General features: G+C 49.3%; 16 protein-coding genes. 9 read left to right on the top strand and 7 right to left on the bottom strand.

Annotation, left to right across the window (positions count from 1 at the left end):
- Nucleotides 1–708: 708 nt before the first annotated feature.
- The 4 genes from R6242_RS18460 to hutW all read right to left on the bottom strand — a co-directional run bounded on the left by R6242_RS18460 (nucleotide 709) and on the right by hutW (nucleotide 4,044).
- The gene (locus R6242_RS18460; RefSeq protein ID WP_318429684.1) at nucleotides 709–1,470 is read right to left on the bottom strand and encodes a ChaN family lipoprotein; all 762 of its coding nucleotides are present in this window, start codon (nucleotides 1,468–1,470) and stop codon (nucleotides 709–711) included.
- 12 nt (nucleotides 1,471–1,482) lie between these two features.
- Nucleotides 1,483–2,163, bottom strand: a complete 681-nt coding sequence (locus tag R6242_RS18455) for an NAD(P)-binding oxidoreductase (protein WP_318429681.1) — start codon at nucleotides 2,161–2,163, stop codon at nucleotides 1,483–1,485.
- A gap of 118 nt (nucleotides 2,164–2,281) precedes the next feature.
- Entirely contained in the window at nucleotides 2,282–2,773 is a 492-nt protein-coding gene (hutX, locus tag R6242_RS18450) for a heme utilization cystosolic carrier protein HutX (protein WP_318429678.1), read from the bottom strand.
- Complete coding sequence (gene hutW / locus R6242_RS18445; protein WP_318429676.1) at nucleotides 2,770–4,044, bottom strand: heme anaerobic degradation radical SAM methyltransferase ChuW/HutW; 1,275 nt, start codon at nucleotides 4,042–4,044, stop codon at nucleotides 2,770–2,772. Before hutW ends, hutX begins: the two co-directional genes overlap by 4 nt.
- Before the next feature lie 613 nt (nucleotides 4,045–4,657).
- Between hutW and R6242_RS18440 the strand changes: the two genes are divergently transcribed.
- The 5 genes from R6242_RS18440 to R6242_RS18420 all read left to right on the top strand — a co-directional run bounded on the left by R6242_RS18440 (nucleotide 4,658) and on the right by R6242_RS18420 (nucleotide 11,185).
- Complete coding sequence (locus R6242_RS18440; protein WP_318429674.1) at nucleotides 4,658–6,793, top strand: TonB-dependent hemoglobin/transferrin/lactoferrin family receptor; 2,136 nt, start codon at nucleotides 4,658–4,660, stop codon at nucleotides 6,791–6,793.
- A gap of 207 nt (nucleotides 6,794–7,000) precedes the next feature.
- Entirely contained in the window at nucleotides 7,001–8,047 is a 1,047-nt protein-coding gene (locus R6242_RS18435) for a hemin-degrading factor (RefSeq protein WP_318429673.1), read from the top strand.
- Between the two features lie 4 nt (nucleotides 8,048–8,051).
- Nucleotides 8,052–8,861 carry a heme/hemin ABC transporter substrate-binding protein gene (locus R6242_RS18430; RefSeq protein WP_318429671.1) on the top strand — a complete coding sequence of 270 codons (810 nt, stop codon included), beginning with the start codon at nucleotides 8,052–8,054 and terminating at the stop codon, nucleotides 8,859–8,861.
- A 504-nt stretch (nucleotides 8,862–9,365) separates the two neighbouring features.
- Nucleotides 9,366–10,391: an iron ABC transporter permease gene (locus R6242_RS18425; protein ID WP_318429668.1), complete on the top strand. Its 1,026-nt coding sequence runs from the start codon at nucleotides 9,366–9,368 to the stop codon at nucleotides 10,389–10,391.
- A gap of 2 nt (nucleotides 10,392–10,393) precedes the next feature.
- Entirely contained in the window at nucleotides 10,394–11,185 is a 792-nt protein-coding gene (locus tag R6242_RS18420) for a heme ABC transporter ATP-binding protein (RefSeq protein ID WP_318429666.1), read from the top strand.
- A gap of 217 nt (nucleotides 11,186–11,402) precedes the next feature.
- Here R6242_RS18420 and R6242_RS18415 read toward each other — a convergent pair whose 3' ends face one another.
- Nucleotides 11,403–11,855 carry a rhodanese-like domain-containing protein gene (locus R6242_RS18415; RefSeq protein ID WP_318429665.1) on the bottom strand — a complete coding sequence of 151 codons (453 nt, stop codon included), beginning with the start codon at nucleotides 11,853–11,855 and terminating at the stop codon, nucleotides 11,403–11,405.
- 643 nt (nucleotides 11,856–12,498) lie between these two features.
- Between R6242_RS18415 and groES the strand changes: the two genes are divergently transcribed.
- The gene (groES, locus tag R6242_RS18410; protein ID WP_046350280.1) at nucleotides 12,499–12,789 is read left to right on the top strand and encodes a co-chaperone GroES; all 291 of its coding nucleotides are present in this window, start codon (nucleotides 12,499–12,501) and stop codon (nucleotides 12,787–12,789) included.
- A gap of 66 nt (nucleotides 12,790–12,855) precedes the next feature.
- Nucleotides 12,856–14,496, top strand: coding sequence for a chaperonin GroEL (groL, locus tag R6242_RS18405; protein ID WP_318429662.1), 1,641 nt, complete (start codon nucleotides 12,856–12,858; stop codon nucleotides 14,494–14,496).
- Nucleotides 14,497–14,561: 65 nt separating this feature from the next.
- Here the strand turns inward: groL and R6242_RS18400 are convergent, their stop codons facing one another.
- Nucleotides 14,562–15,038 (bottom strand): acyl-CoA thioesterase, encoded by a 477-nt coding sequence (locus R6242_RS18400; RefSeq protein WP_318429660.1) that lies wholly within the window; start codon nucleotides 15,036–15,038, stop codon nucleotides 14,562–14,564.
- Between the two features lie 276 nt (nucleotides 15,039–15,314).
- Here R6242_RS18400 and R6242_RS18395 point away from each other — a divergent pair, with 276 nt between their 5' ends.
- On the top strand, nucleotides 15,315–15,593 hold the full coding sequence (locus tag R6242_RS18395) for a hypothetical protein (RefSeq protein ID WP_318429658.1): 279 nt from the start codon (nucleotides 15,315–15,317) through the stop codon (nucleotides 15,591–15,593).
- 61 nt (nucleotides 15,594–15,654) lie between these two features.
- Nucleotides 15,655–16,275, top strand: a complete 621-nt coding sequence (locus tag R6242_RS18390; RefSeq protein ID WP_318429656.1) for a hypothetical protein — start codon at nucleotides 15,655–15,657, stop codon at nucleotides 16,273–16,275.
- Nucleotides 16,276–16,657: 382 nt separating this feature from the next.
- Here R6242_RS18390 and R6242_RS18385 read toward each other — a convergent pair whose 3' ends face one another.
- Nucleotides 16,658–16,822, bottom strand: coding sequence for a hypothetical protein (locus tag R6242_RS18385; RefSeq protein ID WP_318429653.1), 165 nt, complete (start codon nucleotides 16,820–16,822; stop codon nucleotides 16,658–16,660).
- Nucleotides 16,823–16,946: the final 124 nt, after the last annotated feature.

The raw sequence follows: 16,946 nt of genomic DNA, 5'->3' as shown, positions 1-16,946 counted from the left end.
GCCTCAACGATTCGTTTCACTACACCAGCTAATCACGTATTAGTAAGCAAGAATTATTTAGCATAAACACCGCTAATTTTCCCGTGGTAGAGCAAAAATTTCAATAATCTCTAAGCACCTAAGCTTACAGAAAAGGGAACTACTCCCTTTTTAGCACAATTATTGTAAGTAATTATTATTTTAGAAAACTAAATGAATAGCAGTCTTTCTGTTAGATAAGCTCTGCATATTACTAAATTCTAATGCAGATTAGCAACCTGCATATTTTTTTGATTAAAAATACTCATATTTATATAAAATAAACCGCATATTAGCTATAGATTGCCGGTAGAAAAAATACAAATAGCGCTTAAATGTTAAGCCGAAATCTTCATTCCTACTTACATTCCCCTCTTATTTTTCAAGCTAGATTTGGGCTGCCCTAAGAGGGCTTCTAAAAGCCCACTTTTGCCATAGCTGAAGTAAAAACCAAGAAAAAAAGCACCGTAGATGACTGATATTTAAGGGTTTTATATAAAAATAAGCATAGAATTTCATAAAAAAAAACGGTGCTGAGCCTCAGCTAACAGCCCCTCAACGCCTCACTTCATCATTGATACAAACGACAGCGATAGAATTAAAAAAGCGCCAAGCTTTTTTTCTAAAAAGAAAAGGCTTGGCGCTTATATTCTATTTTTAAAAAATAGATAACAATCTAAAAATTATAGCTTATAAACCTGCACAAGGATCTGCCCGCTGAGCAGGCGCAATCAAGTTTTCCTGATCAAATATATCTTTATGACTTGCCTCTACAAAACCTAAAGATAAGGTATTAGGCAACCAAAGTGGCACTCCCACATCACGGCGAACATGGCCGTTGCCCGCAAGCAGCACCACTCCACGTGTTTGATAAGGCTTCATCACCTTAGCCATCGCCGTATCTCGGGCGATTTGTGCCAAGGCCATGCCGTCAAGTAGGTTTTCTGGCAACTTACCGCAGTGCCCTACTCTCACCTCCTCACGCTGGGCAGCGAGTAAGCCCGCCGGCAGAGGCTGCATCAGGCCTAACTCTTGCGCATCCGCTAAGGCGCTTACGCCCTGTTTGACCACCACCGATGCGTCTTTACGCGATAAATTAGCCGCCACAATGGGTAAATCGTAGCGCAGCGCCAGCTCAATCACTGGCCGATACAATGACCAATCCCAACGGCTGCCGCCTACTTTTTGAATTAAATAATCAGGATTATTTGGCTGCTCGCTGCGGGCTTGATCTAGCTCGGCCTGGCGTTCCCGATCAAATTGCTCCATGGCAATCGCGGGCCGCCAGCCTTGTTGCACGGCCTGCTCTAAAGCCTTAAACCGAGCCTGATGCCCCAACGCATTATCGTGTACCTCGCCCATCAGCACATAAGATTTACCTGCAAAAGGCACATTTGATGTGGCGCAGCCAGCTAAAACCAGCACACTACATAGCAAAAATTTTTTATACATCACTCACCTAAGTTATTTAGTTTCTGGCTCATTACCATGCTGCGTGGCATCTACTTGGGCTGGCCCCAAAATAGTCCACGCCTGATACAGGCGCTCATCCTGATCCAAAATGGCCAGCATTGCCTCTGCCACATCGGCACGCGGCAGATAATTGCCGGCATCATCACGCTGCGCTAAAACACGGTATTGCCCCGTGCCCTGTTGATGGCTTAGCCCCGCTGGTCGCGCAATCATCCATACCAAAGCGCTTTGCTTTAAATATTGCTCGGCCTCATTTTTAGCCAAAATAGCCTCGCCCAGCATGAGCTTGGCGGCTTCTGCCAAGCCATCCCATTGCTCACCACAACCTAGAGAAGTGCTGAGTAACAGCCGTGTAGCAGGCATGCTGGCCTCTAGCGCTTGGATCACGTTTAAGTTGCCTAGTGCGTCGATACGCCGCCCTGCCGCATTTTTGCCACCTAATACACTGATCACCCGCCTAGGCTGCGTCTGCTCTAGCGCCGATATGCAATCTGCTAGGCTAAAAGCATCGCCTTGGATTAAAGTCACGCCCAACGCGCTTAAAGCACGGCAATCGCTTTCTGCCCTCACCATAGCGGCCACCTTTTCACCGCGCTGCACGCTGGCCTTGGCAAGACAAAGCCCTAGGCCTCGGCTGGCACCAAAAATCAATACATCATGTGGATTGGCCAAGCTTTGGCTCCTTTATCTAAACAATATCAAACAATATTAATTGCAAATAACAATCATCATCATTTAAACATTACCGCGCTTTTTGCATTGCTGCACCATAAATAATGCAGCAAGCCTTTTATTTTTGAGTAAAAAAACGCTTTAAAGCCAGCAGCTGCTCGGCCGATAAATGACCGTTGCTATCCCTGCCTAAAAACACCTTAAACATTACTCCGCCATCATGATTGGTAAACAAAACCGAGGCCGTGGCGCGGCCCATAAACAGGCGTTCTATGGCATAAATAGCCCCGCAATGATCCACTCTTAAATGTCCATGCAGGCCACTTGGCCCTGGTAAGTTAAAAAAGCCGTGGCTTAATTCGCCAAGCGGAATCGGGCCGGTAAACTCCATAATCACATCCGCGCTATGCATAATCACCGTCACATCGCCCCAGCCTGCCATTTCTAGCAGCAACTGCGCCATCTGCGAGCCAGCAATGCGCTGCCACATTTCTACAGGCAAGGATTCGATTACCGCGCTCATCGGCAGTGCGCTGCTAAGCGCCAAGCCTTCCAGTACTACTCCCGGATTTTTGCTGAGTCGTTCACGCAATTGCTGAGTGTTATTCATGCTGCTTTCCTTTGTGTTAAATCTACCAGCGCACGCGCCATGCTTGGCCCCCAAAAACGCGCAAGTACGTCTATCTTCCAAAGATCGGCATTCAGCGGGCTAATCAGGCCCTGCTGCTGCCATGTATGCAGCAAAGGCATGCAGGCGGCGGGCAATAAAGTGGCGTTGATCTGCCCCACTTCGATGCTGCCCTGCAAAGCGGCCACCCAATGCTGGGTGGGGTCTGCCTGAGCAATCCGCGATACCGCAGCAGGTGGGGCGCTTAAATAGCGTTCTAAATCAGGCTCAATACTGTAGGCATAGCCTGCATGGCTACCGCCTGCTCCGGAGCCAAAAGCGAGGCAGCTTTGCCCTGATTTAATCGCCAAATTGTAGCGATTACGTTCACGCCCCAAGGCAGAACCAAAGTGACTATTAGAAAGCTGCTGCCAGCCCGCTGCTGCAAAACGGGACAATGCCATTTGATAAAACCCAAGCTGCTCTGGCAAAGCGCTCATCGGCGGGAATACGCCTTTTTCCAACATGCGCTGTATGGGCAGGCCAGGGAAAAGATTGAATGCATACACATCAATGCCATCCAGCCCTAAGCTTAAAGCTGTGTCTAAATCATGGGCCCAAAGCTGCGTGTCCTGCCCTGGTAGGCCAAACATCAGATCAGCCACGATCACCGCATCCGTGCCCGCAGCTAGCTCTGCCAGATAGGCAGCGGCTTCTTCGCCACTATGCTGACGGCCCAAGCGGCGGCGCAGCGGGCTATGAAAAGTCTGCACTCCGATCGAAAACCGATTTGCCCCAGCGCCAAGGCAGGCCTCTGCCTTAGCGCGGTCAAAGTGAGAGATACGCCCTTCAACGGTGATTTCACAATCCTCACTCAGCGGTAAATACTGCTGCACTGCCCGCAGCAAGCGAGCTAAATCTGCCCCAGATAAAGCAGTAGGCGTGCCACCGCCCAAATACACTGCCGATATCTCCCCACCCGCCACACGGCTAGCCGCCGACTGCTGCAAATCAGCAATTAGCCGATCAACATAAGGCTTGCCGTGCTCTTCTTTCCAAGCGTTTTTATAAAAGCCGCAGAACACACAGCGGTTAGCGCAAAAGGGGATATGAATATATGCCAGTGCAGTATTTTTAAGTGGTGTTTGATTTATGTCTTGCCACGCAGCCGGCCAAGCTTCAGCGGCAAGCGGCTGCTGCCCCCAAAAAGGCATTAAGGCCCGACGCTGAGAAAACGCCTCGGCAATAGCCGGTTTCAATTCAATCGTTTGCAAAGTATTGGCCTGCTTAAGTTAACGATAATGATTATCGTTAACTTAATAGCCAAGCGCCAGAACAACGCCACCATAAGCTGATTTAAATCAATTTTTTAAAGCAATAAATACCAAGAGGGTAAATAAGCCACGCTGCCCACCGCTATTTATATCAGGCCTATATTTTATTTATTTATCATTTATATATTGCGCCAACTGCTATTCATAAACGCTTTTCTCTACTGATAATTTATTTATAAGCCTTTTTTTCATTAAAAAAACCATACGCTGTAAATTTAAAAAAATACTTATGGATGAAACAAGCAAGGCCATTGTCATTAATGATGGTAATAAAAATATTGCCAACAACCATCAAGACCTTATAAATACTCAAAAAAAGAATATTTAAACTCTTTTTAAAAACCATTAAATATCTGGCATCTGTTTTACAAGCAAAGAAAGAATTTTTTATAGCGGTAGCAAAGGATAAAAATACATTGATAATGAGAATGACTATTGATACGATGATACGCAGCTGAGATCAGCCCTGCTTTATTTAGGCACGCTCTGCAGCCAAAGCAGCCTATCTACAAAGCTTGGCCTCAGCCCGCCCCCGTATTTATCAGGAATCAGTATGCAACGCAGCACCCACGCCCTTGCGCTTACTCTTTTAGCCGCTACATTTCAAAGCGCATTTGCAGCCGGTACCGCTTCAGCGCCTGCCACAGTCCTCGCTCCGGTTGTAGTCACCGCAACCCGTACCGCTAAAAGCCTAGATGATCTGCCCCCATCGGTAAGCAGCACCGATCGCGCAGAGCTAGATCAAGGCTTTATCAGCAATTACCGCGATTTAGCCAGTACCGAGCCAGGCATTAATATTAGCCGTAACGGGCGCTATGGTTTATCCAGCGTGAATGTGCGTGGCTTAGAAGGCAACCGAGTATTGATGATGGTGGATGGCATACGCCTGCCGGATGCTTTTGCCTTTGGTGCTTACTTAAATAGCGGCCGCGATCAGGTCGATTTTAGCCAGCTTAGCGCCATTGAAATTGCCCGTGGCCCATCTTCTACCCTCTACGGCTCGGATGCTTTGGGTGGTGTAGTTGGCCTGCGAACCACCTCCCCAGCGGATTTACTGCGTGGCCGTGGCTCATTTGCGGGCGTGGTTAAATCTGATTATGACTCTGCCGATCAAGGCATCAATCTTCATGCCGCCGTGGCGGGAATGCTCAGCCCAGATACCTTATGGCTGCTGCAAGCGGCCCAGCGCCAAGGGCATGAATTTGATAATAAGGGCACGGTAAATAGCCAAGATTTCCGCCGCACCACGCCTAATCCGCAAGACAGCAACAAGCGCAGCGTGCTGGCAAAAGTAGAGCACTACTTTGAAAATGGCCACAAGCTAGCACTGGCGACAGAAAACTATCGCAGTGAAGTAGATACCACGCTCTACACCGATATTGGCGCGCCGATGACACCAAGCATTACCGATAGCAAGGCCAATGATGTGCAGACCCGCAGCCGAGTGTCTCTAGATTACAGCTACACCGCACCAGCCAAGGGGCTAATCGATGCAGCACAAGCCAAGCTGTATTACCAGACCCAAAAAAATGAGCAATCCACCACCCAACAGCGCCGCAATGTAGCCAGCTGGCAGCGTCTTTCTATCTACGACCAAGACATGATCGGCATGTCTGGCTTAGTAGAAAAACAAATAGATGGCGCCATCAGCCAGCACTGGACCATCGGCGGAGAATGGCTACAAAACGATTTAGCCGCACTACGTACCGGCACCATTAGCCCAGTTCGTGACGTACCTAAAACTCAAACCACACAATGGGGTATTTACGCGCAAAACGAATTAGGTTGGGATCAAGGCCGCTTCCTGCTCACCCCTTCGCTGCGTTATGACGCATTTAAACTAGGCCCAGAAATAGACGCTGAATTTAGCCGCCAAAGTGGTAAGGCCGTGCCACTAGATGATGCCAAGGTATCGCCTAAGCTGGCCGCCAGCTGGAAAATCGCCGAGCAAATCACCCTGTTTGGCCAATACAGCGAGGGCTTTCGCGCCCCCAATGCCATGGAGCTAAATAGCAGCTATGTGTCCCCAATGGGCTATGCCGCCATTGCTAATCCAGATTTAAAACCAGAGACCAGCCGTGGTGTAGAGCTGGGCGCGCGTTTAGGCACGGCTCATTTAGGTGGGAGCTTGACTGCTTTTGATAATCGCTACCAAGACTTTATCGAGCTAGTCAGTATTAACTGCCCAGGCAACTCGCTCTGCGTTCCAGGCACAAATATTACCTACCAAAATCAAAACCAAAGCCAAGTACGCATCTACGGTGCCGAAGCCCGCAGCCACTGGCAAATCAGCAGCGCATGGCGCACTTACAGCAATATCGCTTGGTCGGTGGGGCGCAATGAAAGCAGCAATGAATCGCTCGATAGCGTGGCACCACTCAAAGGCGTATTTGGCCTTGAATACAGCCAAGAGCAATGGGGCGGCAATGCCCTGCTCACCGCCGCCAGCGCCAAAACCCGCGTCTCCCAAGCCTCATATTTTAAAAACCCAGGCTACGGCACCGTCGATTTAGCCCTGTGGTGGAGCCCAGTCAAAGACCTAAAAGTATCCGGTGGGGTATTTAATATTGGCGATCAAAAATACTGGATCGACAGCGATGTCCGCTCCTTAGCCAGCAACAACCCACAGCTAGACCGCTACACCCAGCCAGGCCGCAATGTACGGGTGTCGGCTGAATGGCGTTTTTAAACAAGCTGCGGTAAAAAAAACCCAAGTCTTGAACCACTTCGGCCCCAGAGAACACGGAGTTTCACGGAGAAAACTATGGGTCATTGCCTTTCTCCGTGGGCTGCTGCGTTCTCCTTCACTCCGTGTTTCAAGGTTTGGGATTTAGTCCCTGCAAGATCATCCATTCATTTGTTAACGGCCCTGTCTCAGTGCCACAAGGACAACACCATGCATGCACAATCATCCCAAGAACGGGTTGCCGTTCTGAAAGCCAATTACGATGCCCTGATGGCCGCCGAGCCTAAGCTGCGTGCAAGAGAGCGCGCCACTCGCCTGCAAGTATCTGAAGCCGAGCTGGTTGCCGCGCAATGTGGCGTTGCAGCCAAAGCATTAAACGGCACACCGCAAGAAATCTTCAACGAGCTAGCCAGCCTTGGCGAAGTAATGGTGCTCAGCCGTAACGACTGGTGTGTCCACGAGCGCCATGGCCGCTACGAAGAAGTCCACACCAAAGGGCCTGTAGGCATGGTGTTGGGTAAAGATATCGATTTGCGGATGTTTTTTTCCAACTGGAAACACGCTTTTGCCGTGACAGAAAATGGCCGACTCAGCGTGCAGTTTTTTGATGCTGAAGGGATTGCCATCCATAAGGTGTATATCACGGACAACAGCGATGTGGCCGCTTACCACGCCTTCGTAGCAAAGCTGGCCGCAGAGCAAATCCCTGCAATTCAGATTGAAGCCTATCCAGCCGACAGCACACCAAGCCACTCTGAAGACCCAGCGGCTTTGCGCGCACACTGGCAATCTTTAACCGATACGCATAGCTTTTTCCCTATGCTGAAACAACATAAAGTGACTCGCCTTGGCGCGCTCAAAGCAGCAGGCGCAGATCTGGCGCAAGTTGTCGCCATTGATACCGTAGAAACCATGCTGCAAGGCGCAGCAGAGCTGCAAGTTGCCATAATGTGTTTTGTTAGCAACCGTGGCATGGTGCAAATCCACTCTGGCCCAGTACAAAAACTACTGCGCACCGGCCCTTGGTTCAATATTCTTGACCCGATGTTTAATCTGCATCTGGATACCAGCGCCATCAGCGAATGCTGGGTAGTCAACAAGCCAACCAGCGATGGCTGGGTGACATCGCTAGAGGTTTACACCGCAAATGGCGAGCTGATTGTGCAATTCTTTGGCGCAAGAAAGCCTGGCGTGCCAGAGCTGCCAGAATGGCGCAAGCTGATGTGCGATCTGTGCACCACCCCACTGGCAGGCTAATCTCATGAAAAAATGGCTTGCCTCCACCCTGCTGCTGGCGCTGATCGGCCCTGCGCTGGCCGCTCCACCTAAAAAAATTGTCACCTTAGGCGGATCGCTTACCGAGATTGTTTATGCCCTGAACGAAGAACAGCGCTTAGTGGCCGTTGATCAATCCAGCAGCTACCCACCGGCCGCAGCTAAGCTGCCCAAGGTGGGCTACTACCGTGCTTTTTCAGTAGAAGGGGTATTAGCGCAAAAGCCAGACTTAGTGCTGGCCTCTGATCAAGCTGGCCCACCCGAAGCGCTGGCTAAACTGCAACGCAGCGGAGTGCCTGTCATCGTGTTACCCAGCGCGCCTAATTTAGCCGCGCTGGAACAACGCATCACAGGAATTGCCAGTGCAGTGCAAGAAGTGGAAAAAGGCAAAGCCATTAATGCTCGGCTTAAACGCGAGGTGGTGCAGGCCCCAGCCAGCAACACCCGCACCCTGCTTTTGATTAGCCGCAGCGGCAGCCCAGAAGGCGCCGGCAGTGAAACCACCGCCGATGCTATTCTAAAACTAGCAGGATTAAACAATGTGCTCGCCAAACAGCAGGGCTACAAACCGCTAGCGATGGAAAGCATTGTGGCGCTGCAGCCCGATGTAATTGTGCTATCGAGCATGTCGATTCAAAACCTTGGTGGCATGGAAAAAGTCCTCGCCATGCCTGGCCTTGCGCAGACTCCCGCAGCTAAAAACAAGAAAATCATCGTGATGGATGACTTACTGCTACTGGGCTTTGGCATCCGCCTGCCAGAAGCTTTGCAGCAGTTAAAGCAGGCGGCGAAGTAAGTAAGTAAGTAAGTAAGCCCAGCACAACCAACACATTGCACCACAGGGAACACGGCGTTTCACGGAGAAAAACAGGAGCTAAATTTAGTTTTTTTTTGAGTTTGATATAGTCACTTTCAAACCCAAGCTCCTGAGTTTTATCGCTGCCCGTGGCACGGGGCTTCAATGCCAATCTTATCAACTTAAGCAAAACTTGTAGGGCGGGTGAAACCCGCGAGCGATGCAAAAAAACGCGGGTTGCACCCGCCCTACGATGTTTTAACGCAGCGTAGGGCGTAATCGCTTGGTGTGCGACAGCTTTTCGTCGCTCAGCCAAGCATTCGCCAAACGGTAATCGCCTAGCCTGCGACCGCTTTTGACCGCAACATAAACCACAGACTAAAGCGCCCATTTTCTCTGTAAAACGCTCTGCTCTCTATGGGACTGAGGGTTCAAGACTTTGCACTGACTCAATATTTTTTAGCCCATCTGGGCTCGTCCCCGCCACACACTTTTGGATTTTTTATGACCGCAATCACTCATCCACCAAGCAGCGTGCCGCAGATATCCAACAGGCTGTTGTGGGTGCTGGCAGGCTTGCTGCTGCTCTTGATGATGATTTCAGCCAGCAGCGGCGCGGTGGCGATTCCGCTTAAAGTATTGCCACAGCTTTTATTTAGCGCCCAGACTTTTGAAACCGGCACCGAGCTACAGCTCTGGCACAGCGTATTGCTAGATCTGCGTCTGCCCCGCGTGCTGTTTGCCGCGCTGGCAGGGGCGGTGTTGGCGTTAACCGGTGCGGCCATGCAGGCATTGTTTCGTAATCCACTGGCCGAACCCGGCTTACTTGGCGTTTCATCAGGCGCTTCTTTAGGTGCGGTTTGCGCTATTTTATTTGGTGGCGGCAGCTTTATGGTGCTCGCCCCTGCGGCCTTTGTTGGTAGCTTAATCGCCACCGCGCTGGCCTATCATCTGGGCAAACGCTATCCCGGCATGGCAGGCCTCTTGCTGGCAGGCATCGCCATCAACGCCATTTGCGGCAGCCTGATTGGGCTGATGACTTATATGGCCAATGATGTGCAATTAAAAAGCTTAACCTTTTGGAATATGGGCAGCTTAGCCGGTGCCAGCTGGCCGCTGCTAGCCACACTCAGCCCGCTGATGCTGATTATTGCTGCGCTGGTGCTGCGCCACTGGCGAGCCATGAACGCCCTTTTGCTGGGTGAGCGTGAAGCACAGCATTTAGGCTTTCCCATCAAAGCGGTGCGCCGCAAATTGGTGCTGCTTACGGCCTTATTAATTGGCCCGCTGGTTGCCGCCACAGGAGGCATCGGCTTTGTTGGCCTGGTTGTGCCGCATCTGGTCAGAATGATGACCGGAGCCGACCACCGCCGCTTACTCCCAGCCGCCATGCTGGGTGGTGCCATCGCGCTGGTCGCCGCCGATTGCCTTGCTCGGCTCGTGGCCCAGCCCGCCGAGCTACCCATCGGCATTGTGACCAGCCTAATCGGTGGGCCTTTCTTTTTATGGCTTTTGATGGTGCGAAAATAACCATGCCCAGCTTATTAAATATCCACAATCTGTGTTTTAAACGCGGCAGCCAGCTTACGCTGGATGCTATTTCTTTAGAATTACGCCGTGGTAAAATCACCGCTATTCTGGGCGCAAATGGCGCGGGTAAATCCACGCTATTGTCCCTACTGGCAGGAGAAATCACTCCTTATCAGGGCGAGATCAGCTTACAGGGTGAAAGCATCTTAACGATGCCTGCAACTAGACTGGCCCGCCAGCGTGCCATGCTGCCGCAAAATCCTAATCTGACCTTTGACTTGGGCGTAACAGAAGTGATCGCAATGGGGGCTTATCCCTTTGCCGAATTATCACCACAGCAAGTCGCCAAGCTAAGCCAGCGCGTTTTGCAGCTAGCGGATATCAGCCATTTGGCCAAGCGCCGCTACCCACAGCTATCGGGTGGCGAGCAGCAGCGCGTGCAATTTGCCCGTGTCTTGCTACAAATCCTTGCCAACCCAGATCAGCCGCGCTATCTGCTGCTGGACGAGCCTACCGCCAGCCTAGACCCGCGCCACCAGCACGATTTACTCGCCGTGGTGAGCCGCATTGCCCATGAAGAAAATATTGCAGTAGCGGTGGTATTACACGATGTAAACCTTGCCGCTCGCTGGTGCAGCCACCTGCTGCTGCTAAAAAACGGCAGCCAAGTGGCTTACGGCACACCGCAGCAAGTGCTCACCCCCGAGCTACTCGCCACCACCTATGGCATCACCTCCACCGTCATCCCCCACCCACAGAATGCAGAGCGGTGTTTGGTATTGTTTGAAGGGTAGAAATAATGCCTATAGAAGAACAAGGTGATCGTAAGGTGGGTTAGGCCATTCTTGCTGCCCAACGGATTGAATCGTCATTCCCGCGAAGGCGGGAATCCAGCTCTGCAGCACTTAAAACCTATGGATCTCCGATAACAACACTCGGGGATAACGATTTTCTTGCCTTTAATTGTTTGAAATGATTTTTGCTGAACTATCCCACTAATCAAGACTAGATTTATCCTTGAGTCCAAGGCAAACCGGCCGCTTTCCAGCCATTAACTTGGCCACGTTGGCCTGCGGTGTTTTTATCGCCCTCAAAGCCTTCCAAGATATTAAATGCTTGGCTATAGCCATTAGCGCTGGCCAAAGCCGCTGCGTCATGAGATCTGGCACCAGTGCGGCACAAAAACATCACCACGGCATCTGGATCAACCGCAGCCTGCAAGCTTGCCAAAAAGTGAGGGTTGGTTTCCATTTTTGGGTAGGTTTTCCATTCAATCATTTCTGATTCAGGCACAAACCCTACAAACTGCCATTCTGCGTGAGTGCGTACATCCACCAGCTTTACGTTTGGCAATGCCGCCAATAAAACCGCAGCCTCGGCGGGTGTCAGCGCCCCTTGATATGCCAAATGGGATGATTCCGCCCTAACGTGGGCTTGTTGCAAAATAGTTGTAGCGTCGCTCATTACATGTCTCCGTTTAATTAATAAGTGCCCAATACAGCAAGATACCATTCGTGGAACGGGTAAAGCCCGTGAGCAATGTAGGAAAAAACGCGGCCTGCTCCCTCTACAATGTTGCAACACTTGCGATGGGTAACTGATGTTACGCATCGATCAATTTTTAAGTGCCTTCGGCACGTTGATTTTGGGGCGGTCTCCCCACGAACGATTTGATTTACGTAGGGGCGCTGCTTGCTGCGCCCTCGCTGAACAGGGCGCAGCAAGCAGCGCCCCTACAGGATATTGGCCTACATATGCAGCGAGTGTCTGTTGATGCATTTAAAATTTGCAATGATTTTTGCTGAGCTATCCTGCTCATCAAGGCATCTTTAACATCTTACCTTGAAGCCGCATTGCCGTGCGCTTAGCGCCTGCCCCTATATGATTTAGCACTGTAGCCCAAGGCTAAACGGTGGCGATTTACCGTGCAAACTGCGCTACCTTGAATGCAATAAAGGTACACACCCGCCAATTTACTTTAAAAATATCCCCATTCCCCACTTGAAAAGCCCTTGTTGCGCCCACACTATTTAGCACTCGTTAGCCTTGAGTGCTAACAGCGTTCTGTAGTTAATGAATGCCACTTTTTATCTGGAGAGTGAACACTATGAAAATTCGTCCTTTGCATGACCGTGTAGTAATCAAACGCGTTGAAGCTGAAGAAAAAACTGCATCTGGCATCGTGTTGCCAGGTAACGCTGCTGAAAAGCCGGATATGGGCGAAGTAGTTGCCGTCGGTAACGGTAAGATTTTAGAAAACGGCTCAGTACGCCCAATGGCTGTTAAAGCTGGCGACAAGGTTATTTTTGGTAAGTACAGCGGCCAAACCGTGAAAGTAGATGGCGACGAACTGCTAGTAATGCGTGAAGAAGACATCATGGGCGTGATCGAAGGCTAAGCCTTCTCTCGTCATTGCTATGCGCGGGTTACACCCGCCCTACACACATAATGGAGTTATAACAACATGGCAGCAAAAGAAGTTAAATTTGGCGATTCAGCACGCGCTCGCATGGTAGCCGGTGTAAACATCCTGGCCGATGCAGTTAAAGTAACGCTGGGCCCTAAGGGCCGTAACGTGGTGCTAGAACGCAGCTATGGCGCGCCTACCATCACCAAAGACGGTGTATCTGTCGCCAAAGAAATCGAATTAAAAGACCGCTTCGAAAACATGGGCGCGCAAATGGTGAAGGAAGTTGCATCTAAGACTTCTGACATCGCCGGTGACGGTACCACCACCGCTACTGTACTGGCACAAGCCATCGTACAAGAAGGCATGAAATACGTTGCTGCCGGTATGAACCCAATGGACTTGAAGCGCGGTATCGACAAGGCTGTGATTGCCTTGGTAGCTGAGCTGAAAAACATTGCTAAGCCTTGCTCTACCACTAAAGAAATCGCTCAAGTTGGCTCTATCTCTGCTAACAGCGACGAAATCATCGGCGAAAAAATCGCTGCTGCGATGGAAAAAGTAGGTAAAGAAGGCGTGATTACCGTTGAAGACGGTACTGGCCTTGAAGATGAGTTGGATGTAGTTGAAGGGATGCAGTTTGATCGCGGCTACCTCTCACCGTACTTTATCAACAACCCAGAAAAACAAATTGCCCTGCTGGACAATCCGTTTGTGCTGCTTTTCGACAAGAAAATCAGCAACATCCGTGACCTGCTGCCGGTACTAGAACAAGTGGCTAAGGCTGGCCGCCCACTGTTGATTATTGCTGAAGATGTAGACGGCGAAGCGCTGGCTACTCTGGTGGTAAACAACATCCGCGGTATTCTGAAGACTGTAGCGGTTAAGGCTCCAGGCTTTGGCGATCGTCGTAAAGCCATGTTGGAAGACATTGCTACCCTGACTGGCGGTACTGTGATCGCTGAAGAAGTAGGCCTGACTCTAGAAAAAGCCACTCTGGCTGAACTGGGCTCGGCTAAGCGTATCGAAGTATCTAAAGAAAACACCATCATCATCGATGGCGCGGGTAATGAAGAAGCCATCAAAACACGCGTTGGCCTGATCCGTAAGCAAATCGAAGATGCAAGCAGCGATTACGACCGTGAAAAACTGCAAGAACGCGTAGCTAAATTGGCTGGCGGCGTTGCAGTCATCAAAGTTGGCGCAGCCACTGAAGTAGAAATGAAAGAAAAGAAAGCCCGCGTTGAAGACGCACTGCACGCAACACGCGCAGCTGTGGAAGAAGGCATTGTGGCCGGTGGTGGTGTAGCCCTGCTACGCGCACGCTCTTCTATCGTTGATCTGAAAGGCGCTAACGTTGATCAAGATGCAGGTATCAAGATCGTACTGAAAGCCATCGAAGCACCATTGCGTCAGATCGTACAAAACGCAGGCGACGAGCCTAGCGTTGTGGTTTCTAAAGTACTGGAAGGCAAAGGTAACTTCGGTTACAACGCCGGTACTGGCGTTTACGGCGACATGGTAGAAATGGGTGTTCTTGATCCAGCTAAAGTAACGCGCTCGGCTCTGCAACACGCAGCGTCTATTGCTGGCCTGATGCTGACTACAGACTGCATGATTGCTGAGCTGCCAAAAGAAGAAGGCTCAGGCATGCCAGATATGGGCGGCATGGGTGGAATGGGCGGCATGGGCATGTAATGCCAGCTGTTTAAGCCTCAAGAAAAACGCCACTTCTTTGGAAGTGGCGTTTTTTTATGCCGCAGCTATTTCTTAAATACCATTTTCTCTGCCAGCATCAGCCGAATATCCCGCCTAGCCTCAGCGGCCACCCAACGCGCTTCTGCATCATCATCGGCAGGGGCAAGCGGCGGCACCACCACAGATTTACCATCATCCCCCATCGCCACCATCGTGAAATAACAGCTATTAGTATGACGCTCGGTCTGAGTGCGGATGTTCTCTGCCACCACCCGAATACCCACTTCCATTGAAGTACGCCCAGTGTAATTAATGCTAGCCAGAAAATGCACCAACTCCCCCACAAACACCGGCTGCTTAAAAATCACCTGATCCACCGAAAGCGTCACCGCATAAGCCCCTGCATAGCGGCTGGCACAGGCATAAGCCACCTGATCCAGCTCTTTAAGCAAAGCCCCACCGTGCACCTTGCCAGAAAAATTAGCCATATCCGGCGTCATCAACACCGTCATCATCATTTGGTGCCGAGGCAGATTCAACATATCGCACTTCCTTTGTAAGATTTATTACAGCATAGCGCGAGGGAGGGGAATCTGAAATAGAGTGAAAATAATTAGATATAAACAAGAGAGTTAACCAGTCTGGATTCAGGGGGGTAATTGCGATATTTCCTGGGATTGATTCATCAGTCATCCGCTGTAAAAAGTACCTCAGGCAAGGCAAGTCTTGTAACTCAACAAATAGCTTCCTATATTGTTGGATTAATAGACCTACCCCTTATCCCCCTAATCTGAACATCATGCTTCAAAGGAAAATCCGTGAATACATCTGACAACAGTAATAAAACCCTTAAGCAATGGCTTGGTTTTAATACATGGCATACAAATCACGATCTTGATATGAATCGGTTTTATGAATTCGTCAATGCATATATCATAGACAACGGTCTGCTAATCAATGACGAATCAGTATTAGCTGAAACTATTGCTAATCAAGTTGATATTAAAACAACAGATCCGAGATTTGAAACCATTAAAGAAAAAGTAACTTTAATGTACAGCATCATAGATTTTCTTAAAGTAACAGGTAGAAAATAATGAAGCATAACAAGTCGCTAAAGAGCGCCCCTTATGTCAAATGTTAGCTGATGCTGCTCACATGAACAACTTTGAAAAATACAAAGAGCTCTCCGCACAAAGTATATGCCAAGCAACAATGATTTTTGACCTAGCTAGGTCTGCGGAAAAACTTGTTGATCCGAATTGCTCAGGATTGAATAATCCAGCATGGTCAGAAGGCCCCTACTTGGCACCCTATGTAGGCGCACCAGAAATACCAAAGGCACATCCTTACGTAATAATGATTAGCATTGAGTCTCAAGCGGCTGTAAATATATCCCACACTGGTAGCGCTAGTCGTGCACCCACTTCAAATGATGGTATAATTCAATTAATTTTGCCGGAAAATAATGGCTCTAGAGCCGATAGATACATTTCAAAACTTGTAACAATTGAGCAGTTTGAGATTTTGAAAGACTTCCTTGTTTCAATTTCTGCACCAATTAATAAAAAACAGTCGCTCAAAAGTATTGGGAAAATAGAACCTGTAGTGCTATCTGAACTTGAAGCCATAATTGCACGCAGAAATGAGTTAACACATGAAATCTCACCTCCAATTTCAAATATGAGGGAAGCTGTAGAATATTACAATTCATGCATATGGCTGGCGCAAGTTTTTAATGATTCAGAGCACTACGGTAAAAGATTTACCCTCAGCTAACCGCCCCTTAGCTTAATCGTTAGAAAACCTCTATACAAATCATTTTCTCGCGAACCATACACACTTAACCAATTAAATAACTGATTAAATAACTGATTAAATAACTGAAATAAAATAACTGGGGTCAGGGTAAAGTTAAATTTGCTTGCTTTGGCTCTGAGGATATTAAACATAACTCATAAGTCGTAATGAATTCCTAGGGCGTAATAAGTCTGGGCAATTTTCCAGACGCATTACACCGTATAAAGCAACGGCGGTGTAATGCGCTCTCGCTGGGCGACGTAAATGTTGCACCCAGAGCTTATTGGCATCCTACAAAAACCATACGACTTACGGCCTTGGGGAGGGCCGATGGGGGGCTAAATCAATCTGTTTTGGGTGGTCATTTACCTGCATGACGATCGGCCCATCCACTCAGTAAATCGTATAAACGGTGCTGATTTAATTCAAGCGCCAATGAGCAAGCGGATTCGCCACGCTGATTACGTAAATAGGGGTCAGCGCCGTGTTCAAGCAGCCAGAGCGCTGCACTCACTTTTTTATTCACAAATAACTGGGGTCAGGGTAAAGTTAAATTTGCTTGCTTTGGCTCTGAGGATATTAAACATAACTCATAAGTCGTAATGAATTCCTAGGGCGTAATAAGTCTGGGCAATTTTCCAGACGCATTA

Source organism: Iodobacter sp. CM08 (assembly GCF_033446605.1).
GTDB lineage: Bacteria > Pseudomonadota > Gammaproteobacteria > Burkholderiales > Chitinibacteraceae > Iodobacter.
Note: the sequence above shows the minus strand (reverse complement) of the source record. Positions and strands in the feature narration are given on the sequence as shown.